Annotated in this window: 25 protein-coding genes and 1 tRNA gene; 16 read left to right on the forward strand and 10 right to left on the reverse strand. The window is 56.8% G+C overall.

Features of this window, described 5'->3' with window-relative positions; all coding sequences use genetic code 11:
- Nucleotides 1–122 precede the first annotated feature (122 nt).
- Entirely contained in the window at nt 123–1,028 is a 906-nt protein-coding gene (locus ACSEMK_RS15830; protein WP_015367227.1) for a LysR family transcriptional regulator, read from the reverse strand.
- 115 nt (nt 1,029–1,143) lie between these two features.
- Here ACSEMK_RS15830 and ACSEMK_RS15835 point away from each other — a divergent pair, with 115 nt between their 5' ends.
- The 3 genes from ACSEMK_RS15835 (at nt 1,144) to ACSEMK_RS15845 (ending at nt 2,935) form a co-directional block, all read left to right on the forward strand.
- On the forward strand, nt 1,144–2,004 hold the full coding sequence (locus tag ACSEMK_RS15835) for a pirin family protein (RefSeq protein WP_430915017.1): 861 nt from the start codon (nt 1,144–1,146) through the stop codon (nt 2,002–2,004).
- Between the two features lie 19 nt (nt 2,005–2,023).
- The gene (locus tag ACSEMK_RS15840; RefSeq protein ID WP_015367229.1) at nt 2,024–2,701 is read left to right on the forward strand and encodes an isochorismatase family protein; all 678 of its coding nucleotides are present in this window, start codon (nt 2,024–2,026) and stop codon (nt 2,699–2,701) included.
- A 146-nt stretch (nt 2,702–2,847) separates the two neighbouring features.
- Nucleotides 2,848–2,935: transfer RNA gene (locus ACSEMK_RS15845), tRNA-Ser, on the forward strand.
- Nucleotides 2,936–3,510: 575 nt separating this feature from the next.
- On the opposite strand, the gene phoH is transcribed toward ACSEMK_RS15845, so the two are convergent.
- The 4 genes from phoH to efeU all read right to left on the reverse strand — a co-directional run bounded on the left by phoH (nt 3,511) and on the right by efeU (nt 8,109).
- A complete protein-coding gene (gene phoH, locus ACSEMK_RS15850) occupies nt 3,511–4,299 on the reverse strand; it encodes a phosphate starvation-inducible protein PhoH (RefSeq protein WP_015367231.1) in 789 nt (262 codons plus the stop codon).
- A 510-nt stretch (nt 4,300–4,809) separates the two neighbouring features.
- Entirely contained in the window at nt 4,810–6,093 is a 1,284-nt protein-coding gene (efeB, locus tag ACSEMK_RS15855) for an iron uptake transporter deferrochelatase/peroxidase subunit (RefSeq protein ID WP_430915016.1), read from the reverse strand.
- A 4-nt stretch (nt 6,094–6,097) separates the two neighbouring features.
- Nucleotides 6,098–7,225 carry an iron uptake system protein EfeO gene (gene efeO, locus ACSEMK_RS15860; RefSeq protein WP_430915015.1) on the reverse strand — a complete coding sequence of 376 codons (1,128 nt, stop codon included), beginning with the start codon at nt 7,223–7,225 and terminating at the stop codon, nt 6,098–6,100.
- Nucleotides 7,226–7,278: 53 nt separating this feature from the next.
- The gene (efeU, locus tag ACSEMK_RS15865) at nt 7,279–8,109 is read right to left on the reverse strand and encodes an iron uptake transporter permease EfeU (RefSeq protein ID WP_047043553.1); all 831 of its coding nucleotides are present in this window, start codon (nt 8,107–8,109) and stop codon (nt 7,279–7,281) included.
- Between the two features lie 274 nt (nt 8,110–8,383).
- Here efeU and ACSEMK_RS15870 point away from each other — a divergent pair, with 274 nt between their 5' ends.
- Nucleotides 8,384–9,568, forward strand: coding sequence for a NupC/NupG family nucleoside CNT transporter (locus ACSEMK_RS15870; RefSeq protein WP_113374216.1), 1,185 nt, complete (start codon nt 8,384–8,386; stop codon nt 9,566–9,568).
- A gap of 33 nt (nt 9,569–9,601) precedes the next feature.
- On the opposite strand, the gene ACSEMK_RS15875 is transcribed toward ACSEMK_RS15870, so the two are convergent.
- On the reverse strand, nt 9,602–10,036 hold the full coding sequence (locus tag ACSEMK_RS15875; protein ID WP_430915014.1) for a DUF3574 domain-containing protein: 435 nt from the start codon (nt 10,034–10,036) through the stop codon (nt 9,602–9,604).
- A gap of 241 nt (nt 10,037–10,277) precedes the next feature.
- Between ACSEMK_RS15875 and ACSEMK_RS15880 the strand changes: the two genes are divergently transcribed.
- Entirely contained in the window at nt 10,278–11,366 is a 1,089-nt protein-coding gene (locus tag ACSEMK_RS15880) for an AI-2E family transporter (protein WP_020079160.1), read from the forward strand.
- Nucleotides 11,367–11,463: 97 nt separating this feature from the next.
- On the opposite strand, the gene putP is transcribed toward ACSEMK_RS15880, so the two are convergent.
- A complete protein-coding gene (putP, locus tag ACSEMK_RS15885; RefSeq protein WP_045365591.1) occupies nt 11,464–12,972 on the reverse strand; it encodes a sodium/proline symporter PutP in 1,509 nt (502 codons plus the stop codon).
- A gap of 422 nt (nt 12,973–13,394) precedes the next feature.
- Between putP and putA the strand changes: the two genes are divergently transcribed.
- Together putA and ACSEMK_RS15895 are read left to right on the forward strand one after the other, a co-directional pair.
- A complete protein-coding gene (gene putA / locus ACSEMK_RS15890; RefSeq protein WP_271032337.1) occupies nt 13,395–17,357 on the forward strand; it encodes a trifunctional transcriptional regulator/proline dehydrogenase/L-glutamate gamma-semialdehyde dehydrogenase in 3,963 nt (1,320 codons plus the stop codon).
- Between the two features lie 181 nt (nt 17,358–17,538).
- A complete protein-coding gene (locus ACSEMK_RS15895) occupies nt 17,539–17,934 on the forward strand; it encodes a lysozyme inhibitor LprI family protein (RefSeq protein ID WP_087858034.1) in 396 nt (131 codons plus the stop codon).
- Here ACSEMK_RS15895 and rutR read toward each other — a convergent pair.
- Nucleotides 17,931–18,569 carry an HTH-type transcriptional regulator RutR gene (rutR, locus tag ACSEMK_RS15900; protein WP_015367241.1) on the reverse strand — a complete coding sequence of 213 codons (639 nt, stop codon included), beginning with the start codon at nt 18,567–18,569 and terminating at the stop codon, nt 17,931–17,933. The genes ACSEMK_RS15895 and rutR overlap by 4 nt on opposite strands.
- A gap of 284 nt (nt 18,570–18,853) precedes the next feature.
- Between rutR and rutA the strand changes: the two genes are divergently transcribed.
- From rutA to rutG, 7 genes are read left to right on the forward strand one after another with little or no spacing between them, the layout of a single operon-like run.
- On the forward strand, nt 18,854–19,945 hold the full coding sequence (gene rutA / locus ACSEMK_RS15905) for a pyrimidine utilization protein A (protein ID WP_113374219.1): 1,092 nt from the start codon (nt 18,854–18,856) through the stop codon (nt 19,943–19,945).
- Nucleotides 19,946–19,947: 2 nt separating this feature from the next.
- On the forward strand, nt 19,948–20,658 hold the full coding sequence (gene rutB, locus ACSEMK_RS15910; RefSeq protein ID WP_113374299.1) for a pyrimidine utilization protein B: 711 nt from the start codon (nt 19,948–19,950) through the stop codon (nt 20,656–20,658).
- The gene (rutC, locus tag ACSEMK_RS15915; RefSeq protein WP_113374220.1) at nt 20,651–21,043 is read left to right on the forward strand and encodes a pyrimidine utilization protein C; all 393 of its coding nucleotides are present in this window, start codon (nt 20,651–20,653) and stop codon (nt 21,041–21,043) included. The genes rutB and rutC overlap by 8 nt, the downstream gene beginning before the upstream one ends.
- On the forward strand, nt 21,040–21,843 hold the full coding sequence (gene rutD, locus ACSEMK_RS15920; protein WP_430915013.1) for a pyrimidine utilization protein D: 804 nt from the start codon (nt 21,040–21,042) through the stop codon (nt 21,841–21,843). Before rutC ends, rutD begins: the two co-directional genes overlap by 4 nt.
- Nucleotides 21,840–22,430 carry a malonic semialdehyde reductase gene (locus ACSEMK_RS15925; RefSeq protein WP_113374222.1) on the forward strand — a complete coding sequence of 197 codons (591 nt, stop codon included), beginning with the start codon at nt 21,840–21,842 and terminating at the stop codon, nt 22,428–22,430. The genes rutD and ACSEMK_RS15925 overlap by 4 nt, the downstream gene beginning before the upstream one ends.
- A 10-nt stretch (nt 22,431–22,440) precedes the next feature.
- The gene (rutF, locus tag ACSEMK_RS15930) at nt 22,441–22,935 is read left to right on the forward strand and encodes an NADH-dependent FMN reductase RutF (protein WP_113374223.1); all 495 of its coding nucleotides are present in this window, start codon (nt 22,441–22,443) and stop codon (nt 22,933–22,935) included.
- A 21-nt stretch (nt 22,936–22,956) separates the two neighbouring features.
- Nucleotides 22,957–24,279, forward strand: a complete 1,323-nt coding sequence (rutG, locus tag ACSEMK_RS15935; protein WP_435336608.1) for a pyrimidine utilization transport protein G — start codon at nt 22,957–22,959, stop codon at nt 24,277–24,279.
- A 45-nt stretch (nt 24,280–24,324) separates the two neighbouring features.
- Here the strand turns inward: rutG and ACSEMK_RS15940 are convergent, their stop codons facing one another.
- On the reverse strand, nt 24,325–25,251 hold the full coding sequence (locus tag ACSEMK_RS15940; RefSeq protein WP_113374225.1) for a DMT family transporter: 927 nt from the start codon (nt 25,249–25,251) through the stop codon (nt 24,325–24,327).
- Between the two features lie 157 nt (nt 25,252–25,408).
- A complete protein-coding gene (locus tag ACSEMK_RS15945) occupies nt 25,409–25,582 on the reverse strand; it encodes a general stress protein (protein WP_015367250.1) in 174 nt (57 codons plus the stop codon).
- Between the two features lie 391 nt (nt 25,583–25,973).
- Here ACSEMK_RS15945 and wrbA point away from each other — a divergent pair, with 391 nt between their 5' ends.
- Nucleotides 25,974–26,570 carry an NAD(P)H:quinone oxidoreductase gene (wrbA, locus tag ACSEMK_RS15950; RefSeq protein WP_015367251.1) on the forward strand — a complete coding sequence of 199 codons (597 nt, stop codon included), beginning with the start codon at nt 25,974–25,976 and terminating at the stop codon, nt 26,568–26,570.
- Nucleotides 26,571–26,590: 20 nt separating this feature from the next.
- Entirely contained in the window at nt 26,591–26,818 is a 228-nt protein-coding gene (locus tag ACSEMK_RS15955; RefSeq protein ID WP_015367252.1) for a YccJ family protein, read from the forward strand.
- Nucleotides 26,819–26,882: the final 64 nt, after the last annotated feature.

Genomic DNA, 26,882 nt, shown 5'->3' on the forward strand with positions numbered 1-26,882 from the left:
TTTCGCATGTGGCACCGCCGTCCTTCCCGGGGTCGGCATAAATGCCTCGCCCGGGCTACCCATCCCACAGGCCGCACCACCAGTACCCCGTCCAGGCGCAGCGCCGCCGGGAAAAAACGAAGCTAATCCTCTTCCATCCGCTGATACTCTTCGCTGAGATAATCCACCAGCGCTCTGACGGAAGGTAATAAACCACGCCGCGAGGCGAACACCGCATGAATGACTTCCCGACGTGGTTGCCACTCATCAAGCACGATTTCCAGCTCCCCTGACGCCAGCTGATCGCGCACCATTAATAAAGGAAGTTGAACCACGCCAACGCCCGCCATGGCCGCCTCGCGCAGCGCCAGCATATCGCTGGTCACCATCCGCGGGGTGAAATAAACCTCGGCTCGCGCCCCCTCCGGGCCGGTCAGCTGCCATTTATGCTGATGTTTTCCGGCGCCAATACTTAGCCCCGGCCAGGTACTCAATTCCGCCGGCGCCTGTGGGCGCCCAAGCCGAGCGATCAGCGCCGGACTCGCCACCAGGCGATGACCGCGATCGGCCAACACCCGCATGACCAGGTCGCTATCTTCAAATGGCCTTGGCCGCACGCGGATGGCCACGTCAACCCCCTCGCCCACCACATCCACCCGCCGATTGGTGGCTTCCAGATGCAGCGTTACTCCAGGGTATCGCACCATAAAGCGTGCCAGCATCGGGCCAACATGGGCATGCAGCAGGGTTACCGGGCAGGTGAGCTTGACGCTGCCGCGCGGTTCAGATTGCAGCGTTTCTACCGCCTGATGCGCCGCTTCGGCTTCTATCAACATCGCCTTGCAATGTTGGTAGAAAGTTTGGCCGACTTCCGTGACGGCGAACTGTCGGGTGGTTCGTTGAATCAGGCGCACGCCCAAGCGTTCTTCCAGTTGCGCAATGCGGCGGCTGAGTTTGGATTTAGGCTGGTCGAGCGCCCGACCGGCAGCGGCAAAACCGCCATGGTCTACCACCTGAACAAACCAGGCCAGGTCGTTGAGATCCTGCATCCTTTTCTCCATCGTTCCATTTTTAGAACAGTATAGGTCATTTTCGCTATCTACCGGAGTATTAGCCCCAGATATAAGCTTATTCACATCAGATACAGACACGCAGGAGATAACCATGAAACAGATTACTGGCGTTTACACCGCCCCTTCGCAGCACTGGGTGGGCGACGGTTTCCCGGTTCGCTCAATGTTTTCTTACCAGACCCACGGCGAACAACTGAGCCCATTTTTACTGCTCGACTATGCCGGTCCGCATACTTTTCCGGCGGGAAACGGTAAACGCGGCGTCGGCGAGCATCCGCATCGCGGATTCGAAACCGTCACCATTGTCTACTCCGGTGAAGTAGAGCATCGCGACTCAACCGGCAGAGGCGGCATTATCGGCCCTGGCGACGTGCAGTGGATGACGGCTGGCGCCGGGATCCTGCATGAAGAGTTCCACTCGGAAGCGTTCACCCGCTCCGGCGGTGAACTGAAAATGATGCAGCTGTGGGTCAACCTGCCGGCGAAAGACAAGATGACGACCCCGGGCTATCAGAGCATTACCGCAGACGTCATTCCGCAAGCGACGCTGGAAGACGAGGCCGGCAGCGTCAGAGTGATTGCCGGGCGTTACGGCGATGTCGCCGGCCCAGCGCATACGTTCTCACCGTTGAACGTGTGGGATATGCAGCTCAAACAAAGTCACGATGTGACATTGCATCAGCCGGAAGGCTGGAGCACCGCGTTGGTTGTACTCGAGGGCGAAGTCACCGTCAACGGTACCGAAAACGCACGGGAAGGACAGCTGGTAGTGCTGAGCCAAAAAGGTGAAGCCTTCCATCTGGAAGCGGGCTCCAACGCGAAGGTTCTGCTGATGGCCGGCGAGCCGCTCCAGGAGCCGATCGTGGGCTACGGCCCGTTTGTGATGAATACCAAAACGCAAATTGCCGAAGCAATTCGCGATTTTAACAGCGGCCGTTTTGGCCAAATCTAACGAAATTGAGGTGAAGAATATGTCTACTCCAGCTAACTTTAACGGTTCTCGTCCGGTGATTGATGTTAACGATACCGCGATGCTGTTGATTGACCACCAAAGCGGCCTGTTTCAGACCGTCGGCGATATGCCGATGCCGGAACTGCGCGCTCGCGCCGCCGCGCTGGCGAAAATGGCATCGCTTGCCGGGATCCCGGTGATCACCACCGCTTCCGTGCCGCAGGGCCCGAACGGTCCGTTGATTCCGGAAATTCATGAGAATGCGCCGCATGCGAAGTATATTGCGCGTAAAGGCGAGATCAACGCCTGGGATAACCCGGAGTTTGTCGCCGCGGTGAAAGCCACCGGGCGTAAAACCTTAATCATTGCCGGTACTATTACCAGCGTGTGCATGGCTTTCCCGGCGATTGCCGCCGTCGCCGACGGTTATAAAGTGTTTGCCGTTATCGATGCCTCCGGTACCTACAGCAAAATGGCGCAGGAGATCACCCTGGCACGCGTAGTCCAGGCCGGCGTAGTACCAATGGATACCGCCGCGGTAGCCTCAGAACTGCAGCGCACCTGGAACCGTCCGGATGCCGCCGAGTGGGCTGAGGTGTACACCAAAGTCTTCCCGGCGTATCAGTTGCTGATTGAAAGCTACAGCAAGGCGCAGGACGTCGTGAAGAATAACGAAAAGCTGGACTCCCAGCGTTAAAATAGCTGCCCCGTCGATGAATCGACGGGGCAGTGTTCATTGCTTAACCGAACGGTAAAGAAAGAAAAAAATATGCTTGACCGTTTTAGCTCAACTCCCTATAGTAGCGCCCCGTTGCCCACCCAAGGTGAGCAGCAAGACAATATGGTGAGGTGTCCGAGTGGCTGAAGGAGCACGCCTGGAAAGTGTGTATACGGCAACGTATCGGGGGTTCGAATCCCCCCCTCACCGCCATATTTTAAGAAGAGCTCGTACGAAAGTACGGGCTTTTTTTTCGCATGTGGCACTCGCAGGGGGGATGAGAATCCCCGACCGGGGTTCGACAACTGGCACAGCCAGTTGGACAGACCGCGAACGCAGTAAGCGGGCTGCCCCGCAGGGGCGAGCGAAGCGAGTCAATCCCCCCCTCACCGCCATATTTTAAGAAGAGCTCGTACGAAAGTACGGGCTTTTTTTTCGCATGTGGCACTCGCAGGGGGGATGAGAATCCCCGACCGGGGTTCGACAACTGGCGCAGCCAGTTGGACAGACCGCGAACGCAGTAAGCGGGCTGCCCCACAGGGGCGAGCGAAGCGAGCCAATCCCCCCCTCACCGCCATATTTTAAGAAGAGCTCGTACGAAAGTACGGGCTTTTTTTTCGCATGTGGCACCGCCGCCCTTCCCGGGGTCGGCATAAATGCCTCGCCCGGGCTACCCATCCCACAGGCCGCACCATTAGCCAGTAGCCCGTCCAGGCACAGTGCCGCGGGAAAATGCTGCAAAAACAACAAAGCCCGGGATATCCCGGGCTTTGCACACTCACTAGCGTTTAGTAATAGGCTTTCAACGTTCGTTGGCAGAGCGTTGAACGCACGCAGTCATCGGTGGTAAAGCGCACGATGCCAATCATGTCGTCTTCTTCAAAACGCGACAACGCATCGCTCAGACCCGATTTTACGCCAGAGGGCAAATCACACTGGGTAATATCGCCATTGACGATAACCGTGACGTTCTCCCCGAGGCGGGTCAAAAACATCTTCATTTGCGCCGCGGTCACGTTCTGGGCCTCGTCCAGAATCACCACCGCGTTTTCAAAGGTGCGTCCGCGCATATAGGCGAACGGCGCGATTTCTACCTTGCCGATTTCCGGACGCAGGCAGTATTGCATAAAGGAAGCGCCCAACCGCTTCACCAGCACGTCATATACCGGTCGGAAATAGGGAGCGAATTTTTCGGCGATATCTCCCGGTAAGAAGCCGAGATCTTCGTCGGCCTGCAGAACGGGACGGGTAACAATAATTCTGTCCACATCCTTATGGATCAGGGCTTCAGCTGCTTTAGCCGCGCTGATCCATGTCTTCCCGCACCCGGCTTCGCCGGTGGCGAAAATCAGCTGTTTATTGTCGATGGCATTCAAATAATGCGCCTGAGCTTCATTACGCGCCTCAATCGGCGAAAGATCGCGGCTATCCCGCGCCATGCCGATTGCTTCTACGCCACTCATTTGCACAAGCGATGTGACCGATTCTTCTTCACGTTGTTTATGGCTACGCGAATCCCGTCTCAGCACACGTTTTGCCTCACGACGAGCTTTGATCACTGCTTTTTGTCTTCCCATGGATAGCACCTTGCGTTGTTGGTTTACATCACGCGCGTCAAGAGCAACGCGATTATGCGCACGAACGATTGAGGTTTGGCTTCCTTGTAAGCCATTGCTTGCCGATTGAATGGACAACGAGTCGCGGCTACGCGCACCGCGTACCCTGCCAGAGTTAGCCTGATTAGTAGTGGAAGAGATTGGGGTTACAGAGTGAAAATCGCTGCCGGAAGCTGGGCCTCCGTGCTGGAAAGTACGGTATGTGGTTTTACGTTGTCCGCTACAGGACCTTACCATTCGCGATCTCCATAGTGAGCGACATCACTGCCGGGAACTACCGCGTATGTAATAAGTACATCAAAAATTATTCTTAATGCAACTTATTTTTTACATTGACGCAACAATGGTTTCTAAAATCATTGTAGAAAACTATCCGTCATTTGTATTACAGAAATATAACACATGGCAGGAAATATATTGAATCCGAGAAAAACAGCAGAAAACGCCCTGCCTTCGCCGGCAGGACGTCTATCAGGCTTGCAACAGCGATTGTCCAAGATAATGCTGGTTATTCATCACGCCGGGCAATACAAAGAAGTATCCGCCGCCAATCGGTTTAACGTACTCCTCCAGGGCCTCGCCGTTCAGCCGTTTCTGCACCGTCAGGAATCCCTTTTCCAGATCGTGCTGATAGCAGACGAACAACAACCCCATATCCAGTTGCCCCGAGTTGGTGGCTCCCAACGAATAGCTGTAACCGCGGCGCATCATCAGGCTGGACTGCGTTTCCGGCGTACGCGGGTTCGCAAGGCGAATATGGCTATCAAGGGCAATCACTTCGCCGTTTGGATCGCGACTATAGTCCGGAACATCATGTTCATGCTGCATCCCTAACGGCGCGCCAGAATGTTTATCGCGGCCAAAAATAGTCTGCTGCTCTTTCAGCGGCGTACGATCCCAGAACTCAACGTGGAACTGAATGATACGCGCAGCCTGATAACTACCGCCGATCGCCCAGGCCGGTTCGCCCTGGTCGGCAGTAACCCACACCACATTATCCATTAGCGCTTTATCCTGGCTCGACGGATTAGCGGTACCGTCTTTAAAGCCCAGCAGGTTAATAGGCGTTTCTTTGCCTTTGCTACGGGCCGCGCTATCAGAAATAAACCCTTCCCGCTTCCAGCGCACGCTCAGCAGATCGGGCGTGTGCTTGATAATGTCACGCAGTGCGTGAATGACCGTATCCTGGGTATTGGCACAAATCTGCAGTAGCAGATCGCCATGGCACAGCGCGGCATCCAGCGAATCATTCGGGAAACGCGTCATTGCCTGCAGTTTTTTAGGCGCTTTATCCGCTAATCCAAAGCGCTCATCGAACAGCGAATGGCCGACCGAGACGGTGATAGTCAGGTTATCCGGCGCAATCCACGGCCCTAAAATCCCGGAATCCATCGGCGGCAATCGGGGATTCGGGGTATCCGGCGCCGGACCGCCTGTGGTTAAAAAGGCGATCCGCTGGGTCAACAAGCGGAACAGGCGTTCGAGGTCGGCTTTATCCGCCGCCAGCACATCAAACGCCACCAGCATCATCGAGGCCTGCTGCGGCGTCAGGATGCCCGCCTGATGCGGGCCATAAAATGGCTGTTTTTCCTGACGCGCATCCGGTGCAAGCGTACCGGGAGAGCTTTCCGCTTTCGCCGCCTGCGCCATCGGGCAGCCACCGCTGATGGCCAGCGCGCCGCCAAGCGCGCCGATCCCCTTCAGTAAGCGGCGACGTGACGGTTCATTCACGTCGCGTGATTTTTGTTGTGTCATCGAATTAATCCAGGCCCAAAATCCCACGCAGCTGTGCCAGATCTTCTGCCAGCGTCGTGATCGGCCCTTTCAGCGCATTACGGTCAGCGGTGGTGAGCTTGTCATAGGTCTCGAAACCGTCTTTCGTGCGATATTTAGCGAGGATGGCATCAACTTTTTTAAAGTTGGCGTCAACTTTAGCCAGCAGCGCGCTATTATCTTTTTGCAGCTGCGGGCGCAGCAGGTCAACGATTTTTTGCGCGCCGTCGATGTTAGCCTGGAAGTCCCACAGGTCGGTATGGCTGTAACGATCTTCTTCGCCGCTAATTTTGCTGGCCGCCACTTCTTCGATCAGCCCAGCCGCGCCGCCTACCACTTTCGACGGCGGGAAAGCCAGCTCGCTAATGCGTTTTTGCAGTTCCAGCACATCGCTGTTCAACTGTTCGGCATAGTTTTCCATTCCCTTCACGCTGTTATCGCCAAACAGCGCTTTTTCCAGGCGGTGGAAACCGGTGAATTTCGGATCCTCAGCTTTTTTCTCAAAATCATCTTCACGGGCGTCAATGCTGCCGTCGAGGTCAGAGAACAGCTCAGCAATCGGCTCGATGCGCTCGTAGTGCTGACGGGTCGGGGCGTACAGCGCCTTCGCTTTCTCGATATCACCGGCTTTTACGGCATCGGTAAAGGCTTTAGTGCCGCTAACCAGCTGCGCGGTTTCCGCGGTAACGTAAGCTTTATAGGCAGTAATCGCCTCGCCAAGACTCAGCACCGCATTGGCTTTCGCCGCATCTTTGCTGGTTTCACCGGTGACAATAAGCTTACCTTTCGGGTTAGTCAGCAGGCCGCAGGTCATATCGTATTCGCCCGGCTGCAGGTTGGCCGTCAATTTTTGCGTAAATCCAGGCGCGATGTTTTCACGCTCCTCGACCACCATCACTCCTTTCAGGATCTCCCACTCCAGCGCTTTTTGGCTGTGGTTCTGGATGATGAACTGGGTTTTACCCGCCTTCACCGTCACCTTCATCGGTTCGCACTGCTTGTCGTTGACGGTGACCTTCACCTGCGGGATATCCGCAGCCTGAGCGTAAAATGCGGAACTAAACAGCGCGGCGACGGTTAACTGCAGCGCAGTACGGCGAAAATGAATTATCATGACCATCCCTTTCGAAAAGTATGTTGTAACTATATTAATCAGCGGCGCCTGAATTACGCGGCTCGCGATGCTGTCGTTTTGCTGCCCGGCGGCAAGGCAAAGCACACCAGCGCCGGGATCAAATAGAGGAGATAAACCGCCACTTCACTGACGGTTGGCGTCTCCTGATAACCAAAGATGCCTTCCAGCAACGTGCCGAACAGCGTATGCGTCGATACCACGTTGCTAAGATCAAAGGCGACGTTCTGGAAATAATTCCACAGTCCCGCCTCATGGAAAGCGCGAATCGCCCCGGCGGCCAGACCGGCCGCCACCAGCAGGATAAACAGACTGGTCCATTTGAAGAACACGCCGAGATTAAGGCGGATACCGCCCCAGTAAAGCAGGAAACCTAATACCACCGCCGTGGCCAGGCCGAGCATCGCCCCCAGCGGCGGCCAGATGCCGACATCCTGCTGGAATGCCGCCAGCAGGAAAAAGACCGACTCCAGGCCTTCGCGGGCAACCGCAAAAAACACCATCATCACCAGCGCCCAGCCGTGGTTATTCCCGCGCTGCAGCGCGTTATCCACCGCCTGTTCCAGCTGTTGTTTGACGTTGCGCGACACTTTACGCATCCAGAACACCATCCAGGTGAGGATAAATACCGCTATCACCGCCACGATGCCTTCAAACAGCTCCTGTTCGCGCTGCGGAAATTCTCCGGTGGTCTCGTTAATAAAAATCCCCAGTCCGAGACAGAGCGCCGCCGCGAGGAATACGCCAATCCACATGACGCCGATCCAGCTGCCGCGCTGAGTTCGTTTTAAATAGCTGGCAATCAGGCTGACAATCAGCGCGGCTTCCAGCCCTTCGCGTAACATGATGAGAAATGGAACAAACATGCCGAAACCCTTAAATGTGAACCGCAGTCAACGGATGCAAAGATAGGTAAATATTTCTGATAGTGATTATCATTACAACAATGAGAAACACAAGCGAAATGTTCAGGGAATGATGACTAGTTGTAAATTAATCGCTACAAAATAGTCACTTGCGAAAATATCTCACCAGCTAAGCATTAAAATGGCATATAGCATGATTTTTTATGTCGCATATTTACCGGGCTTGAGCGCTGTGGCTAAATGGCGGTCCTGATTTATCTGCGAAATAAATAACATGACTCAAATTTTGCACTTCCTGCTGGCGCTGGCGGTTATTCTTGGCCTTGCCTGGCTTGCCAGCTATGACCGACAAAAAATCCGCATTCGCTATATTCTGCAGTTAATTATTATTGAAATCGCCCTGGCTTTCTTTTTCCTTCACGCCGAAAGCGGTTTATGGATAGTGAAAAATATCTCTGGCTTTTTTGCTTCGTTACTCGGGTTCGCCGCTGAAGGGACCAACTTCGTATTTGGCGGAATGGGTGAGAAAGGGCTGGCCTTTATTTTCCTCGGCGTACTGTGTCCGATCGTCTTTATTTCCGCGCTGATAGGTATTCTGCAACACTGGCGTATTCTGCCGATCTTTATTCGTCTTATCGGCACCCTACTGTCGAAGGTGAACGGCATGGGCAAGCTGGAATCCTTCAACGCCGTCAGCTCGCTGATCCTCGGCCAGTCGGAAAACTTTATTGCTTACAAAGGCGTACTCGGGGACCTCTCTTCGCGTCGCCTGTTCACGATGGCGGCGACCGCCATGTCAACGGTATCACTGTCGATCGTCGGCGCGTATATGACCATGCTTGATGCGAAATACGTGGTGGCGGCGTTGATTCTTAATATGTTCAGCACCTTTATTGTGCTGTCGATTATTAATCCTACGCGCCCCGGTAGCGAAGCAGAAATAAAGCTTGAAAAGATGCATGAATCGCAGAGCTTCTTTGAAATGCTGGGCGAATATATCCTGGCAGGCTTTAAGGTGGCGATGATTATTCTGGCGATGCTAATCGGCTTTATCGCCCTGATTAGCGCCGTTAATGCGTTATTTGCGACCGTTTTCGGCCTAAGCTTCCAGCAAATCCTCGGTTACGTCTTTTATCCGCTGGCGTGGCTGGTGGGTATTCCTTTAAGCGACGCGTTAAATGCCGGCAGTATTATGGCTACCAAGCTGGTTGCCAATGAATTCGTGGCGATGATCGAGCTGCAGAAAATTGCCGCCAGCATGACGCCGCGCGGGCTAGGGATCCTTTCGGTGTTCCTCGTCTCGTTTGCCAACTTCGCCTCCATTGGCATCATTGCCGGGGCGATTAAAGGGCTTAACGAGCAACAAGGCAACACCGTTTCCCGCTTCGGCCTGCGTCTGGTCTATGGCGCGACGCTGGTGAGCCTGCTGTCAGCCAGTTTTGCCGGACTGGTGCTGTAACTCATCGGGCGGGGGAGCTCCCCGCCCTGCGTTTCAGAAGTGTACGCAGACCGGCTGATCAACGCGCATAACGGACTCCTGGGCGAACCGCGCCTTATAAGTATTACGCAGCGCTTCAATCCCCTGCTCGCTTTTCGCATCTTTGCTATGAATCAGCATGAGCGCCTTGCTGGACTCGCGGGCGACTGCGCCATTGTTGCCTAACCACTGGCCGCGGGCGTCAAAAACCGTCAGGCCATCGCGAAAACGCGGCGTCACATCGCGGTCGACAAACTGCTGCCACTCCTGGGCAGTAATATCTTTCCCCGCCGGCCGGCTAAGGCCGAAATAAAGGGTGGTTTGCATCATCCTGTTATCCGCCGGGCAGGCGTTATTATCAACGTGCGCGGCGCTTTTTTCGGATGGCGCCACGCATCCTGCCAATAGTGCGGCAACGATCAGCGCCGCAGCGCCCTGGGGTAATTTCATTTGCTATCCTCATGGTTTTTTGTACACAGATATCAGCGTATTTTCAGTGAATTAGCAAGAGATGCGCGAACATTACTCTCTGGCGATACGGCGTATTTTCTTTTGTTCTACACTGATAAACACAGCCTGGGCGAAATTCTTTTTTAAATTATTTCCTGCGTTTTTTATTTCAAAGACTTCTCTATAGTTGAGCGTTTTTAACTGGCCTGGCGGCCGCGTAAAATAACAACTGGAATAATTCATGATAGAAAATAATGAGTTAGCTAATATTGAGAAAAGAATTGTCACCCGCTTTCTCGATATGTTTATTAAGTTCGGCTTGATACTGGCGCTGGCCTCCTTCTGCTTTACCGTCTTCTCGCCGTTCCTGAACATGATGCTGTGGGCGCTGATTCTGGCCGTCACCCTCTATCCTTTACATCAACACATCGCGCGACGCATAGGCGGGCGGCAGGGGCTGGCATCGACCATATTAGTATTATTCGGCCTGCTGATTATCGTCATCCCGACCATTTTCATGGTGACCTCGCTTGGCGAAAGCGCCGGTAGCCTGATTGATAAAGTCAGCGGAAGCGATCTGACGCTGCCGCCGCCATCGGCTAACGTCGCCTCTATTCCCCTCGTCGGCGGTAAGCTGTATGCGTTCTGGCTGAAGGCCTCGGCGGACCTGCCGGCGGTACTGAGCAGTTATCACACGCAAATTGGCGAGGCGGCGAAACTGGTGCTCGGCGTGCTGGCAAGTATGGGCGGCGGGCTGCTGGGCTTTGTTCTCTCCTTTATTGTTGCCGGCGCCATCATGACCTGGGGCGCGGCGGGCGCCAACAGCGCCAAACGTATCGCCATCCGTATCACCGATGAAAATAAAGGTCTTGCCCTGAGTCGCCTGTGCACCGGCACCATTCGCGCCGTGGCGCAGGGGGTTATTGGCGTGGCGCTGATTCAGGCCTTGCTGACGGGAATTATCATTGCGTTGGCGGGGATCCCGGCCGCCGGCATCTTCTTCGTGCTGGCGCTGGTGCTCGGCATCGCGCAAATCCCGGTGATTCTGGTTACCGCCCCGGCGATTGCCATTATGTGGATGACCGGCGACCACGGCACCGCGGTGAATGTCGTGTTTACCGTCCTGCTGATTGTCGCCGGGATGGTCGATAACGTCCTCAAACCGCTGATGTTGGGCCGCGGCGTAGATGCGCCGATGCCGATCGTTCTGCTCGGCGCGTTGGGCGGCATGGCCACCGATGGCATTCTCGGGATGTTTATTGGCGCCACCCTGCTCTCCATCGGGTATCTGATCTTCATGAACTGGGTAAACGAAGGCGCGGCGAAGTAACCGCCTTGCCGCCAGTCGCTTTCCGCCGGGCCTTACAGGCGGCGAAAAAAAACGGCTCCCTGATGGGAGCCGTTGCGGTTTCTGATGCTCGCTACTTTTATTCAGCGGTAGCACGTACCGGCGGCGCGGAATGGTAATGCGCGTCCGCTTCGGCAAAACGCTGTTGCATCGCCGCCGATGGCGCTTTGCCCAGCAGGCTGAAGACCACAATCCCGATACTGCCGAACAGGAAGCCAGGGATGATTTCATACAGTCCCAGCCAGCCGAACTGTTTCCAGACGATAACCGTGACCGCGCCAATAATCATTCCGGCCAGCGCGCCGTTACGGGTCATACGCGACCACATCACCGAGAACAGCACGACCGGGCCAAATGCGGCGCCAAAGCCTGCCCATGCGTAGCTGACCAGACCCAGTACGCGGTTTTCCGGGTTAGCGGCCAGCGCAATCGCAATCAGCGCCACCACCAGCACCATAAAGCGGCCGATCCAGACTAACTCTTTCTGACCGGCGTTTTTACGCAGGAAGGCTTTATACAGATCTTCGGTAATAGCGCTGGAGCAGACCAGCAGCTGGCAGCTCAGGGTCGACATGACCGCCGCCAGAATAGCCGACAGCAGGATCCCGGCAATCCACGGGTTAAACAGGATTTGCGCCAGCTCGATAAATACCCGTTCGGCGTTCTGGTTAACCGCGCCCGCCAGGCTCGGGTTGTTATTAAAGTAGGCGATACCGAAGAAACCAACCGATACCGCGCCCGCCAGGCACAGGATCATCCAGGTCATACTAATACGACGCGCATGAACAATGCTGTGATGAGAATCCGCCGCCATAAAGCGCGCCAGAATATGCGGCTGACCGAAATAACCGAGACCCCAACCCATCAGCGAAATAATCGCCACGAAGTTCAGTCCCTTGAGCATATCGATATTTTCGATGCTTTTTTGCTTAATCACTTCCAGCGAATCGCCGAAACCGCCGACCGAGATAATCACCATCACCGGCGTTAAAATCAGCGCGAAGATCATCAGGCTGGCCTGCACGGTATCGGTCCAGCTTACCGCCAGGAAACCGCCCACGAAGGTATAAATGATTGTCGCCGCGGCGCCGGCCCACAGCGCGGTTTCATAGCTCATACCAAAGGTGCTTTCAAACAGACGCGCGCCGGCAACAATCCCGGAAGCACAATAAATAGTGAAGAACAGTAGGATAACCAGCGCGGAGATAATACGCAGCACGCGGCTTTTATCTTCGAAACGGCCGGTAAAATAGTCCGGCAGCGTCAGGGCGTTGTTGTTGACTTCGGTATGCACGCGCAGACGCCCGGCCACCAGTTTCCAGTTAATCCACGCCCCCAGGGTCAGGCCGATGGCGATCCAGCTTTCGGAAATCCCGGAGAGAAAAATCGCTCCCGGTAGCCCCATCAGCAGCCAGCCGCTCATATCCGATGCACCGGCAGAGAGCGCGGTCACAAATGGCCCAAGGCTGCGGCCGCCGAGAATATAATCGTCAAAGTTTTTGGTTGAGCGCCAGGCAATAAAACCTATCAGTACCATGCCAAAAATATAAACAATAAACGTCACCAACATGGGTGTGCTAATAGCCATGCAAATCTCCAGAATTTATTTCGACAACGTCCAACTTTGTCGTTTTAGCCACTACCGGAACGGGGTAATGGCGTATTGGTTGTATTGGGCGAGCGTATCCTGACGGATGCGTCGGTATTTCACAAACGATTTAACACAGCATTTACACGAAAGTTGTCTCAGGAAAAATAGCAATTTTCTATAGGTTGCACTCCCTCACGTTTTTACGGGTTGCACCTGAAAAAACTGTTAAGCAACGCAGATAAATACGTTATTTGAATGAGGCTATTTATTGGAAAATCTTATCAACACTATTAACAATTCATTCATTTCTCAGCTTGCTAGCCAGGTCACAATTAACAAGGTTGCACAAAGTTGCAACATAGGTGATATTTCTACGCAACCGATAAAAGGGCATTACATAGCTAACAGGAGTTCCCGCAATGGGCACCACCACCATGGGTGTAAAACTTGACGACGCCACGCGCGAACGCATTAAGTCCGCCGCGAGCCGTATTGACCGCACGCCGCACTGGCTGATTAAGCAAGCCATTTTCAACTATCTGGAAAAGCTGGAAAACGACGAGACGCTGCCGGAACTGCCGGCGCTCCTCTCCGGCGCCGCCAATGAAAGTGATGAAGCAGGCGCTCCGGCGGACGAGCCGTATCAGCCGTTCCTCGAATTCGCCGAACAAATCCTGCCGCAGTCGGTCAGCCGCGCGGCGATCACCGCGGCCTGGCGTCGCCCGGAAACCGATGCGGTACCGATGTTGCTGGAACAGGCCCGTCTGCCGCAGCCGTTAGGCGAACAGGCGCACAAGCTGGCTTACCAACTGGCGGAAAAACTGCGTAATCAGAAAACCGCCAGCGGCCGCGCCGGGATGGTGCAAAGCTTGCTGCAGGAATTCTCACTCTCCTCACAAGAAGGCGTGGCGCTGATGTGCCTGGCCGAAGCGCTGCTGCGTATTCCGGATAAAGCCACCCGTGATGCGCTAATCCGCGACAAAATCAGCAACGGCAACTGGCAATCGCATATCGGCCGTAGCCCGTCGCTGTTCGTCAACGCCGCCACCTGGGGCTTGTTGTTTACCGGGAAACTGGTGTCGACCCATAACGAGACCAGCCTCTCCCGCTCGCTGAACCGCATTATTGGCAAGAGCGGCGAACCGCTGATCCGCAAAGGCGTCGATATGGCGATGCGCCTGATGGGCGAGCAGTTCGTCACCGGGGAAACCATCGCCGAAGCGCTGGCCAACGCCCGCAAGCTGGAAGAGAAAGGATTCCGTTACTCCTACGATATGCTCGGCGAAGCCGCGCTGACCGCCGCCGATGCGCAGGCCTACATGGTCTCTTATCAGCAGGCGATCCACGCCATCGGTAAAGCCTCCAACGGCCGCGGCATTTATGAAGGTCCGGGTATCTCGATTAAACTCTCCGCGCTGCACCCGCGCTACAGCCGCGCGCAGTATGACCGGGTCATGGAAGAGCTCTATCCGCGCCTTAAATCGCTGACGCTGCTGGCGCGCCAGTACGACATCGGTATTAACATCGACGCCGAAGAGGCCGATCGTCTGGAGATCTCCCTCGATCTGCTGGAAAAACTGTGCTTTGAACCGGAGTTGGCCGGCTGGAACGGAATCGGCTTTGTTATTCAGGCCTACCAGAAACGCTGCCCGTTTGTGATTGATTCGCTGATCGACATGGCGACCCGCAGCCGTCGTCGCCTGATGATCCGCCTGGTGAAAGGCGCCTATTGGGATAGCGAAATCAAACGCGCGCAGATGGAAGGCCTAGAAGGCTATCCGGTTTATACCCGTAAGGTCTACACCGACGTTTCTTATCTCGCCTGCGCCAAAAAGCTGCTGGCGGTACCGAACCTGATTTATCCGCAATTTGCTACCCATAACGCCCACACGCTGGCGGCTATCTACCAACTGGCTGGACAAAACTACTATCCTGGCCAGTATGAATTCCAGTGCCTGCACGGCATGGGCGAACCGCTGTATGAGCAGGTCGTGGGCAAAGTCGCCGACGGCAAACTAAACCGTCCGTGCCGTATCTACGCGCCGGTCGGTACCCATGAAACGCTGCTGGCTTATCTGGTACGTCGTTTGTTGGAAAACGGCGCCAATACCTCCTTCGTTAACCGTATCGCGGATAATACCCTGCCGCTGGACGAACTGGTGGCCGATCCGGTCAGCGCGGTAGAAAAACTGGCGCAGCAGGAAGGCCAGGCCGGCCTGCCGCATCCGAAAATCCCGTTGCCGCGCGATCTCTACGGTAACGGCCGCAGCAACTCCGCCGGTCTGGATCTGGCTAACGAACACCGACTGGCCTCCCTCTCCTCTTCGCTGCTTAACAGCGCGCTGCACAAGTGGCAGGCGCTACCGATGCTGGAGCAGCCGGTGGCCGAAGGCGAAATGCAGCCGGTCATCAACCCGGCAGAACCGAAAGATATCGTCGGCTACGTGCGCGAAGCCAGCGATGCCGAAGTGCAGCAGGCGCTAACCAGCGCTATCAATAACGCGCCAATCTGGTTCGCCACCCCGCCGCAGGAACGCGCCGCCATTCTTGAGCGCGCCGCCGTGTTGATGGAAAGCCAGATGCCGACCCTGATGGGGATCCTGGTGCGCGAAGCTGGCAAAACCTTCAGCAACGCCATTGCTGAAGTGCGCGAAGCCGTCGACTTCCTGCACTATTATGCCGGTCAGGTGCGTGACGATTTCGATAATGAAACCCACCGCCCGTTAGGTCCGGTCGTCTGTATCAGCCCGTGGAACTTCCCGCTGGCGATCTTCACCGGCCAGATTGCCGCGGCGCTGGCGGCAGGCAACAGCGTGCTGGCCAAACCGGCCGAGCAGACGCCGCTTATCGCCGCGCAAGGGGTGGCGATTCTGCTGGAAGCCGGCGTGCCGCCGGGCGTGATTCAACTGCTGCCGGGCCGCGGGGAAACCGTCGGCGCCGCGCTAACCTCAGATGAACGCGTACGCGGCGTAATGTTTACCGGTTCGACCGAAGTAGCGACGCTGCTGCAGCGCAACATCGCTAACCGCCTTGATGCGCAGGGCCGTCCGACACCGCTTATCGCGGAAACCGGCGGTATGAACGCGATGATCGTCGACTCGTCGGCGCTCACCGAGCAGGTGGTGATCGACGTACTGGCCTCGGCTTTCGACAGCGCCGGCCAACGCTGTTCTGCCCTGCGCGTGCTGTGCCTGCAGGAAGAAGTCGCCGACCATACGTTAACCATGCTGCGCGGCGCAATGAGCGAATGCCGGATGGGTAATCCGGGTCGCCTGACCACCGATATCGGCCCGGTAATCGACGCGGAAGCCAAAGAGAATATCGAACGCCATATTCAGGCGCTGCGCGCGAAAGGCCGCAATGTCTTCCAGGCGGTACGTGAAAATAGCGAAGATGCCCGCGAATGGAATCACGGTACGTTCGTCGCGCCGACGCTTATCGAACTCGAAAGCTTCGACGAACTGAAAAAAGAGGTCTTTGGCCCGGTTCTGCACGTGGTGCGCTATAACCGTAACGAACTGGATAAGCTGGTCGAGCAGATTAACGCCTCCGGCTACGGTCTGACCCTCGGCGTGCATACCCGCATCGACGAAACCATCGCTCAGGTCACCGGCAGCGCGAAAGTCGGCAACCTGTATGTTAACCGCAATATGGTTGGCGCGGTGGTCGGCGTACAGCCGTTCGGCGGCGAAGGGTTATCGGGTACCGGCCCGAAAGCCGGCGGCCCACTGTACCTGTATCGCCTGCTGTCCAGTCGCCCGCAGGGCGCGGTCGGCATCACTTTCGCCCGCCAGGATGCGGAGCGTCCGCTGGACGCCCAGTTGAAAACGCTGCTGGAAAAACCGCTGCAGGCGCTGCAGCAGTGGGCGGCAGGCCGTCCTGAACTGCAGGCGCTGTGTCAGCAATACAGCGAGCTGGCGCAAAGCGGCACCCAACGTCTGCTGCCAGGACCAACCGGCGAGCGTAATACCCTGACGCTGATGCCGCGCGAACGCGTATTGTGCGTGGCGGATAACGAGCAGGACGCGCTGATTCAGCTGGCGGCGGCGATGGCGGTTGGCTGTGAAGTGCTGTGGCCGGATAGCGCCCTGCAGCGCGAACTGGCGAAGAAACTGCCGCGTGAGGTCAGCGAGCGGATTCATTTTGCGAAAGCGGATCAGTTGACCAGCCAGGCTTTCGACGCGGTCATTTATCACGGTGATTCCGATCAGTTGCGCGAGCTGTGTGAGCAGGTGGCGGCGCGCGACGGGGCGATTGTATCGGTGCAGGGCTTTGCCCGCGGCGAAACCAATCTGCTGCTGGAGCGCCTGTATATCGAGCGTTCGTTGAGCGTCAACACCGCCGCGGCAGGCGGTAACGCCAGCCTCATGACCATCGGCTAAAACGGGCTCCCCGGTGGCGCTACGCTTACCGGGGCTACATAACCCCGCCAAAGGGTAGCCCGGATGAGGCGCTGTGCGCCGTCTTCCGGGAAATCTACGGCGTGTTCAACTAATGACAGCCGACGTCAGCTGTGCTTAATTAAGGCTCCCGGATGGGAGCTTTTTTTATGGGAGTAGAACGATGAAACGCACTTTAATTGCCGTGGCTGCCCTATTAGCCAGCGGTGCGGCGTGGGCGGATGACTGCAGCAACGCCAACACGCAAACCGAAATGAATCAGTGTGCCGCCGCACAATATCAGGCGGCCGATAAAAAGCTGAATGAGACCTGGCAGCAGGCGCTGAAACGCGCCTCCGGCCAACAGCTGGAATTGCTGAAAAAAGCCCAGCAGGCGTGGATTTCCCTGCGTGACGCCGATTGCGCGTTTCTCGCTTCCGGCGCGGAAGGCGGCAGTATGCAACCGATGCTGATAAGCCAGTGTATGACCGATAAGAGCGTCGAGCGCGAAGCCTTCCTCGCCTCGCTGCTTCAGTGCGAAGACGGCGACCAAAACTGCCCGCTGCCGCCGGCCAATTAACGTACGCGGATCCCTTCGATAATCATCCGCTGCACGTTATCCACGGTTTGCTGGAAAAACAACTCATCCTGCAGCGTTGCGCCGGTCACCGCCTCCACCTGAGTGGCGAAATCGGCGTAATGCTGCGTCGTCGCCCAGATCATAAAGATAAGGTGCTGCGGATCGACCGCCGCCAGCTTGCCGCTATCAATCCATGACGAGATTATCGCCGACTTTTCATCTATCAACGCCTTTAGATCGCCGGTCAGTTCGCCCATCAGCAGCGGCGCCCCCTGCAGCATCTCCAGACAGAACAGCCTGGAGGCCTGAGGATGATCGCGCGATACCTCAAGCTTGAGGCGAATATATTCGCGGATCGCCACCAGCGGACTGATATCTTCGCGAAATGCCCGCAGCGGCGCCAGCCAGATGGCGAGGATCCGCTGCAGCACGGCAACGTACAGCGCCTCTTTTGACGGGTAGTAATAGAGTAAATTGGTTTTCGACACCCCGGCCAGTTCAGCGACCTGCTCCAGCCGCGTACCGTGAATGCCGAACTGCGAGAAGGTCTCCAGCGCAGCGGCCAGAATGGCCTCTTTTTTGGCGCTCACCGCCTGTGAACGCTTGCCGGTTTTTTTCACGGCGCCCTGTGCCATACGTCTTCTCCTTCAGTAGTCGTCTTCAGCATAGCAAAAGCCCCTCGCCGACACGACCCTGCGCACTCCGATCGCGCATGACTGCCGTTTTTTCGTGCACTGATTTTGACCATTCAGTCCACATTTTTACCTTCAAATCCAGCAACCATTACGCAACACATTAATAACAAAACCTTTTTTAAAACTGGCATTACCTTTGCTTTATTTCCACTGCGAGGTGGTTCGGGGAGAGGCAGGATGCCGCACCGCGCGATTTCATCTTCCATGACGACAGAGAGGTAGTTATGAAAATCGGTGTTTTCGTTCCCATTGGTAATAACGGCTGGTTAATCTCCACCCATGCGCCGCAGTATATGCCGTCCTTCGAACTGAATAAGGCGATTGTGCAGAAGGCCGAGCGCTACCATTTCGACTTCGCGCTCTCCATGATCAAACTGCGCGGCTTTGGAGGAAAAACGGAATTCTGGGATCATAACCTGGAATCGTTCACCCTGATGGCCGGTCTGGCGGCGGTGACGTCGAAGATAGAGATTTATGCCACCGCCGCGACGCTGACGCTCCCTCCGGCCATCGTCGCCCGCATGGCGTCCACTATCGACTCTATCTCCGGCGGACGTTTTGGCGTGAATCTGGTGACCGGCTGGCAAAAACCGGAATATGACCAGATGGGGATCTGGCCCGGCGATGAATACTTCGCCAGTCGCTATGACTACCTGACTGAATACGTTACGGTTCTGCGCGACCTGTGGGGCACCGGGCGCAGCGATTTTAAAGGTGATTACTTCACCATGAACGACTGCCGGGTCAGCCCGCGGCCCTCGCAGCCGATGAAGGTTATCTGCGCCGGGCAAAGCGACGCCGGCATGGCGTTCTCCGCCCAACACGCCGACTACAACTTTTGCTTTGGCAAAGGGGTTAATACCCCCGCCGCCTTCGCGCCCACCGCCGCACGTATGATGCAGGCGGCGGAAAAAACCGGTCGCGACGTCGGCTCCTACGTGCTGTTTATGGTGATCGCCGACGAAACCGACGAAGCGGCCCGCGCTAAATGGGAACACTACAAGGCCGGCGCGGATGACGAGGCGCTGGCATGGCTGACCGAACAGAGCCAGAAAGATACCCGCTCCGGCAGCGATACCAACGTCCGCCAGATGGCCGACCCCACCTCCGCGGTCAACATCAATATGGGCACCCTCGTCGGCTCTTATGCCAACGTCGCCCGTATGCTCGATGAGGTGGCAGCGGTCCCCGGTACCGACGGCGTACTACTGACCTTCGATGATTTCCTGCAGGGCATTGACGCCTTCGGCGAACGTATTCAGCCGCTGATGCGCTGCCGTGACCACATTGCTCCCATTAACCGCGAGGTGGCCTGATGATGATTACCCTTCCCGCTCGCCCGGAATCGCTGACCTTGTCGCCGCAGCACAGCGCGCTGATCGTGGTCGATATGCAAAACGCCTATGCAAGCCACGGCGGATACCTGGATCTCGCCGGTTTTGACGTCTCCGCCACCCGGCCGGTTATCGATAATATTAATCTCGCGGTGGCCGCCGCCCGCGCCGCCGGCATGTTAATCATCTGGTTCCAGAATGGCTGGGACGAACAGTATGTGGAAGCCGGCGGTCCCGGCTCGCCGAATTACCATAAATCCAACGCGCTGAAGACCATGCGCCAACGTCCCGAACTGCAGGGTAAATTACTGGCGAAAGGCGGTTGGGATTATCAACTGGTTGATGAATTGCGGCCGCAGGAGGGCGATATCGTCCTGCCGAAACCGCGCTACAGCGGTTTCTTCAATACCCCGCTCGACAGCATTTTACGCAGCCGCGGTATTCGCCACCTGGTGTTCACCGGCATCGCCACCAACGTCTGCGTCGAATCGACGCTGCGCGATGGCTTCTTCCTCGAATACTTCGGCGTGGTGCTGGAAGATGCTACCCATCAGGCAGGCCCCGCCTTCGCGCAACAGGCGGCGTTGTTCAACATTGAAACCTTTTTCGGCTGGGTCAGCGATGTCGGTAGCTTCTGTCGTGCCATAGAAGGCGCCGCCCCGCTCGCTTTTTGCGAGGAGAAACGCTATGCCTAAACAGGTGATTATTCCCCCCGGCACCGCTACGCCGATTGCCCCCTTTGTTCCTGGGACGCTCGCCGACGGGGTGGTATATGTATCCGGCACTCTGCCGTTTGATAAGCAAAACGATGTGCTCTACCCCGGTGACCCAAAGGCGCAAACCCGTCACGTGCTGGAGACCATCAAATGCGTTATCGAAACGGCGGGGGGCAGTATGGCGGATGTGACCTTCAACAGTATCTTTATCACCGACTGGCAAAATTACGCCGCGATTAACGAGGTTTACGCTGAGTTTTTCCCCGGTGATAAACCGGCGCGTTTCTGTATTCAGTGCGGGCTGGTGAAACCCGATGCGCTGGTGGAGATTGCCAGCGTCGCCCATATCGGTACTCCAATATGATGAGGCTCAATATTGCCCCACCGCCGTGGCCCGGCGCGCCGGTGGTGGTGCTGAGCGCCGGTCTTGGCGGCGGTGGCGCGTACTGGCTGGCGCAGCAGGCGGCGCTGGCACAGCATTATCAACTGGTGTTCTATGACCATAACGGTACCGGGGAGAACAACGGCCCGTTGCCGGAAAATTACAGCATGGCGTCGATGGCGCAGGAGCTTTTCCTCGCTCTGCAGGCGGCCGGTCTCATGCGCTTCGCGCTGGTTGGCCACGCGCTGGGGGCGCTGATTGGGATGCAGCTTGCGCTCGACTATCCGCGCGCGGTCCGCGCGCTGGTGCTGGTTAACGGTTGGCTAACCCTTTCCCCGCATACCCGCCGCTGCTTTCAGGTTCGCGAACGCCTGCTGCATGCCGGCGGCGCTCAGGCGTGGGTCGAGGCTCAACCGCTGTTTCTCTATCCGGCGGAGTGGATGGCGGCCCGCCTGCCGCGTCTCGAAGCTGAAGACGCGTTGGCCATTAGCCATTTCCAGGGCAAGGAGAATTTACTGAAACGGCTGCAGGCTCTGAAACAGGCGGATTTTTCGCGCCGCGCGGCGGCTATCGCCTGCCCGACGCTTATCATCAGCGCCGCCGACGACCTGTTGGTACCCGCCTCCTGCTCGCGAATGCTGCAGGCGTCTATCCCCGATAGCCGACTCGTGGAAATGGCCTGGGGCGGCCATGCCTGTAACGTTACCGACAGCGACACTTTTAACCCCCTTTTATGCGACGGACTGGCGGCCCTGCTGCCGGTCGCCGAGGAGAATATATGAGCGAAGCAATCAACCAAAAGGCTTGCGAGACGCTATTCACCCACGCCCGAACCTACAACGGCTGGCGCGAACAGGCGGTTAGCGATCGGCAACTGCAGGAGATTTACGACTTGATGAAAATGGGGCCGACCTCGGCCAACTGTTCACCGGCGCGAATCGTTTTTGTGCGCAGCGCCGAGGGCAAAGCGAAACTCCGCCCAACGCTCTCCAGCGGCAATATGGAAAAAACCATGCAGGCGCCGGTCACCGCCATCGTGGCCTGGGATAGCGCGTTTTACGACCGCTTGCCCGCGCTGTTTCCCCACGGCGACGCCCGGAGCTGGTTTACTTCCAGCCCGCAGCTGGCCGAGGAAACCGCCTTTCGCAACAGCTCGCTGCAGGCGGCGTATCTAATTTTCGCCTGCCGCGCGCTGGGCCTCGACACCGGTCCGATGTCGGGGTTCGACCGCGAGAAAGTCGATGCGGCGTTTTTCGCCGACAGCGGCTGGAAAAGCAATCTGCTGGTGAATATCGGCTATGGCAACCCCGACAAACTGTACGACCGGCTGCCGCGCCCGAGCTTTGATGAAGCCTGCCTGCTGGCATAAGGAGACAGTAATGAACGTAGCGGATCAACACAGTTTTCGTGACGCCATGGCTCATGTCGGCGCGGCGGTCAACATCATCACCACCGAAGGGCCTGCCGGGCGCGCCGGTTTTACCGCCAGCGCAGTATGCAGCGTAACCGATACCCCGCCGACGCTGCTGGTATGTCTCAACCGTTCGGCGTCAGTCTGGCCGGTATTCAGCGAACATCAAACCCTTTGCGTCAATACCCTCTCGGCAGGGCAGGAGACATTATCGAATACTTTTGGCGGCAAAACCCCGATGGCGGAACGTTTCGCCGCCGCCGACTGGCAAACCGGCGCGACCGGCTGCCCGCGGCTGAAAGAGGCGCTGGTCAGTTTCGACTGCCGCATCGACCAGCGGCTGCAGGTCGGCACCCATGACATTCTGTTTTGCCAGGTCGTGGCCATCACCCGCCAACAGGATCCGCGAGGTTTGATGTGGTTTGACCGCAGCTACCACACGCTTATGCGGCCCGTTTGTTAACCTCTCACCCGGGATATCATCATGGCACTCTTCAATTTTCCTCGCTGGCAGTTGACCTCCCCCGCCACGGATGCCGGCGTTGTCGCCCCGGATGAACGTCTATCCGCCGGGCAAACGCTGATCATGGGCGTTCAGCACGCCGTGGCAATGTTTGGCGCAACCGTATTAATGCCTTTATTGATGGGGCTTGATCCGAACCTGGCTATCCTGATGTCGGGAGTGGGCACTCTGCTGTTCTTTGTCGTCACCGGCGGCCGGGTACCGAGCTATCTTGGCTCCAGCGCCGCCTTCGTCGGCGTGGTCATCACCGTGACCGGCTTTACCGGTCAGGGGTTGAATCCTCATCTTAGCATCGCCCTCGGCGGTATTATCGCCTGCGGGTTGCTCTATACCCTGATCGGTCTGGTGGTGATGAAAATCGGCACCGGCTGGATAGAGCGTCTGATGCCGCCGGCGGTAACCGGCGCGGTGGTGATGGCGATCGGTCTTAACCTGGCGCCGATTGCCGTGCACAGCGTTTCCGCCAATGCCTTCGACAGCTGGATGGCGATGCTGACGGTGCTGTGTATCGGCGCCGTCGCGGTGTTTAGCCGAGGACTGCTGCAGCGTCTGCTGATCCTGATGGGGCTTATTATCGCCTGTGCGCTCTATGCGCTGCTGGCCAACGGATTCGGTCTTGGCAAACCGCTGGATTTTGCCCCTGTCGCTCAGGCGGCATGGTTTGGGGTCCCGCAATTTACTTCGCCCACCTTTGACACCCAGGCGATGCTGCTGATTGCGCCGGTGGCGATTATTCTGGTGGCGGAAAACCTGGGGCATTTGAAGGCCGTAGCGGGAATGACCGGGCGTAATCTGGATCCCTGGATGGGGCGCGCGTTTGTCGGCGACGGGCTGGCGACCCTGCTTTCCGGCGCCTGCGGCGGTAGTGGCGTCACCACCTATGCGGAGAATATCGGCGTCATGGCGGTAACCAAAGTCTATTCAACGCTGGTGTTTGTCGCCGCGGCGCTGATCGCCATCCTGCTCGGCTTTTCGCCCAAGTTCGGCGCCCTGATTCATACGATCCCAGGCCCGGTAATAGGCGGCGCGTCAATCGTGGTTTTTGGTTTGATTGCGGTCACCGGGGCGCGGATATGGGTGCAGAATCGGGTCGATCTCAGCCAGAATGCGAATTTAATCATGGTGGCGGTGACGCTGGTTCTGGGCGCAGGCGATTTTACCTTGTCGTTGGGGGGCTTTCGCCTGGGCGGGATTGGCACGGCGACTTTCGGCGCTATTCTACTGCATGCGTTGCTTAACCGCCGCCAGCATCAGGAAAAGGTGGCGAAAGCCACTACGGTATAACGTGAGTATTGGTTCGCCCCGGCGGCGCGGCTGTCGGGGCGAAAATTAGGGCTCGCGCCGATCCGCGAGCTCTGGTGCTTCCTCCGCCACGATCTGCGGCCGCGATTTTTTCTTCCACTTCAGCTCGCTGACCAGCACCCCGGCGAGAATAAACAGACAGCCCACCAGCGCCAGCAGCGGCAGACGCTCGCCGGCGATACGACCAAACACGCCAGCCCAAACCGGCTCGCCGGTGTAAATCAGCGTCGCCCGCGTCGGCGATACGCTACGCTGCGCCCAGTTCATGGTGACCTGAATAATGGCGCTGAAAATCCCCAGTCCCAGCGCGACGGCCAGCAGTTCCGGGCGCATCGGCGGGATAGACTCCCCTGCCGGGCCCATCGCGGCAAAAGCCACCAGCGAGGCGGTCGCCAACTGTACCACCGTCACCCGGCGCACATCGACCTGACGCGCCCACGCGCTGATTAAAATGATCTCGGCAGCGATAGCCACCGCGCTTGCCAGGGTAATCATTTCGCCAATCCCCAAAGCCAGCAGGTTGTTTTCCGGCCCCGCCAGCAGGATCAGCCCGATAAACGCCAGCACGATGCCCACGCAAGACATGACGCCGGGCATGCGCCCCAGACAGAGCCACTGCAACAGCGGCACCAGCGGCACATACATGGCGGTAATAAACGCCGATTTACTGCTGGAGATAGACTGTAAGCCCCAGGTTTGCAGGCTGTATCCGAGCGCAATCGCTACGCCAATCGCCACACCGGCCTTAACCTCAAGCCAGGTCAGGCCGCGTAGCGTACGCAGCGACAGTAGCGCCACCGCCAGCGCGGCGGTGGCGAAGCGCAGGCCGACGAAGAAAAACGGCCCGCTAAAGCTCACGGCGTATTGTACGGCAAGAAAGGTACCGCCCCAGAACATGGTGATCACAATCAGGATCAGTTCCTGCGGCGTTATCGAGAGTTTGAGCGAAGACATGAGGCGACCAATAGAAAAATATAGCTAATCAGTTTCGCAGGCGCTTCAGGCTAAAAGCAACACTCATTGACAAAAAAACCGCCGACATACGTCGGCGGCGAGGGTGATGCGGCAGGGTCGGGGGAGATTAACACCGCATCATTAAAGACAGTCCCGGCTAGCTATTGCGATTACCGTGACTATTTTTACCCCCTTTTTTGCCAGCTTCCGAGGCGCGTTGAGGATCGTTTTTAAAGTTCCCCCCGCTGTGCTGGCCACCTTTACGACCTGCTTCTGATGCTCTGGCACGATCTTCGGCAAAGTTGCCGGAACCGCCACGATGGTTTGCCATTACTGACCTCCATTGGGTTTGACATCATATTGCATTAGGTGAGTTCAGGGCCTAAGCCCCCGCGACATATGGCATGGCCATTATGCATCGCGTGCTTATAAGCGTAGTAAATGAAACTCATTCCCTGGAAAAATAGTCACATCCCGCAACATTTAATCGTTAAAACCAGACGCCAGCCGCCAGCGCAACCGCTAAGCATTTCTTCTCACAGCTGAAATCAGCCCTGCGTAAAATGTATCTATTTGCTACGAGGTATGTTGCAAATTAATCTTTGCCATTTTGTTATAAATCAAACAAATGTTTGTTGGATTTGCACTCTGCGCCACAGGTCTTATCTTTATAGATAGCCAGTCGTTTGGCTGGACAATTACGCAACCGAGGAGTGATGCAAATGGCTAAAATTCTGGTGCTTTATTATTCCATGTATGGACACATCGAAACCATGGCTCATGCCGTTGCCGAAGGGGCAAATAAAGTTGACGGCGTTGAGGTGGTTGTGAAGCGCGTGCCGGAAACTATGCAGGCTGAAGCGTTTGCCAAAGCAGGCGGGAAAACACAAAATGCGCCCGTCGCCACGCCGCAGGAACTGGCGGAGTATGATGCCATCATCTTTGGTACCCCTACCCGTTTCGGCAATATGTCGGGACAGATGCGCACCTTCCTGGATCAGACCGGCGGCCTGTGGGCGTCTGGCGCGCTGTATGGCAAAGTCGCCAGCGTCTTTAGTTCAACCGGTACTGGCGGCGGCCAGGAGCAGACAATTACCTCAACCTGGACTACCCTTGCCCATCATGGGATGATCATTGTGCCGATTGGCTACGGCGCGCAGGAGCTGTTTGATGTCTCCCAGGTGCGCGGCGGCACGCCGTATGGCGCAACCACCATCGCAGGCGGCGACGGCTCCCGTCAACCAAGCCAGGAAGAGCTGGCTATCGCTCGCTATCAGGGTGAACACGTCGCCAATGTGGCTGTGAAATTACACGGCTAACCTTTAACAGGAGGAGTTGCATGCCGAACCAAGAAGCGAAGGCCCACCACGTGGGCGAATGGGCAAGCTTACGTAATACCTCTTTGGAAATCGCCGAAGCCATTTTCGAACTCGCGAATTACGATGAAAAGCTGGCGGAGAAAATTTGGGAAGAAGGCAGCGATGAGGTGCTGTCGCGAGCTTTCGCCAAAACCGACAAAGACAGCCTCTTCTGGGGCGAACAGACCATCGAACGTAAAAACGTCTGATAGCTCAATTGCGCGGGCATAGCGCCCGCGCTAATTCATCACCCGGATTGCTCCGGGTTTATTG

It is taken from the genome of Klebsiella sp. K-3 (assembly GCF_051207495.1).
Lineage (GTDB): Bacteria > Pseudomonadota > Gammaproteobacteria > Enterobacterales > Enterobacteriaceae > Klebsiella > Klebsiella aerogenes.

Coding starts and splice junctions, on each gene's coding strand:
- ACSEMK_RS15840 (WP_015367229.1), top strand. CDS start 2,024: ATGTCTACTCCAGCTAACTTTAACGGTTCTCGTCCGGTGATTGATGTT.
- rutG (WP_435336608.1), top strand. CDS start 22,957: ATGGCACTCTTCAATTTTCCTCGCTGGCAGTTGACCTCCCCCGCCACG.
- ACSEMK_RS15875 (WP_430915014.1), bottom strand. CDS start 10,036: ATGAAATTACCCCAGGGCGCTGCGGCGCTGATCGTTGCCGCACTATTG.
- ACSEMK_RS15955 (WP_015367252.1), top strand. CDS start 26,591: ATGCCGAACCAAGAAGCGAAGGCCCACCACGTGGGCGAATGGGCAAGC.
- ACSEMK_RS15880 (WP_020079160.1), top strand. CDS start 10,278: ATGATAGAAAATAATGAGTTAGCTAATATTGAGAAAAGAATTGTCACC.
- ACSEMK_RS15895 (WP_087858034.1), top strand. CDS start 17,539: ATGAAACGCACTTTAATTGCCGTGGCTGCCCTATTAGCCAGCGGTGCG.
- ACSEMK_RS15835 (WP_430915017.1), top strand. CDS start 1,144: ATGAAACAGATTACTGGCGTTTACACCGCCCCTTCGCAGCACTGGGTG.
- ACSEMK_RS15870 (WP_113374216.1), top strand. CDS start 8,384: ATGACTCAAATTTTGCACTTCCTGCTGGCGCTGGCGGTTATTCTTGGC.
- ACSEMK_RS15830 (WP_015367227.1), bottom strand. CDS start 1,028: ATGCAGGATCTCAACGACCTGGCCTGGTTTGTTCAGGTGGTAGACCAT.
- phoH (WP_015367231.1), bottom strand. CDS start 4,299: ATGGGAAGACAAAAAGCAGTGATCAAAGCTCGTCGTGAGGCAAAACGT.
- ACSEMK_RS15945 (WP_015367250.1), bottom strand. CDS start 25,582: ATGGCAAACCATCGTGGCGGTTCCGGCAACTTTGCCGAAGATCGTGCC.
- rutB (WP_113374299.1), top strand. CDS start 19,948: ATGATTACCCTTCCCGCTCGCCCGGAATCGCTGACCTTGTCGCCGCAG.
- rutF (WP_113374223.1), top strand. CDS start 22,441: ATGAACGTAGCGGATCAACACAGTTTTCGTGACGCCATGGCTCATGTC.
- efeU (WP_047043553.1), bottom strand. CDS start 8,109: ATGTTTGTTCCATTTCTCATCATGTTACGCGAAGGGCTGGAAGCCGCG.
- efeO (WP_430915015.1), bottom strand. CDS start 7,225: ATGATAATTCATTTTCGCCGTACTGCGCTGCAGTTAACCGTCGCCGCG.
- rutD (WP_430915013.1), top strand. CDS start 21,040: ATGATGAGGCTCAATATTGCCCCACCGCCGTGGCCCGGCGCGCCGGTG.
- ACSEMK_RS15940 (WP_113374225.1), bottom strand. CDS start 25,251: ATGTCTTCGCTCAAACTCTCGATAACGCCGCAGGAACTGATCCTGATT.
- efeB (WP_430915016.1), bottom strand. CDS start 6,093: ATGACACAACAAAAATCACGCGACGTGAATGAACCGTCACGTCGCCGC.
- ACSEMK_RS15925 (WP_113374222.1), top strand. CDS start 21,840: ATGAGCGAAGCAATCAACCAAAAGGCTTGCGAGACGCTATTCACCCAC.
- rutR (WP_015367241.1), bottom strand. CDS start 18,569: ATGGCACAGGGCGCCGTGAAAAAAACCGGCAAGCGTTCACAGGCGGTG.
- wrbA (WP_015367251.1), top strand. CDS start 25,974: ATGGCTAAAATTCTGGTGCTTTATTATTCCATGTATGGACACATCGAA.
- putP (WP_045365591.1), bottom strand. CDS start 12,972: ATGGCTATTAGCACACCCATGTTGGTGACGTTTATTGTTTATATTTTT.
- putA (WP_271032337.1), top strand. CDS start 13,395: ATGGGCACCACCACCATGGGTGTAAAACTTGACGACGCCACGCGCGAA.
- rutA (WP_113374219.1), top strand. CDS start 18,854: ATGAAAATCGGTGTTTTCGTTCCCATTGGTAATAACGGCTGGTTAATC.
- rutC (WP_113374220.1), top strand. CDS start 20,651: ATGCCTAAACAGGTGATTATTCCCCCCGGCACCGCTACGCCGATTGCC.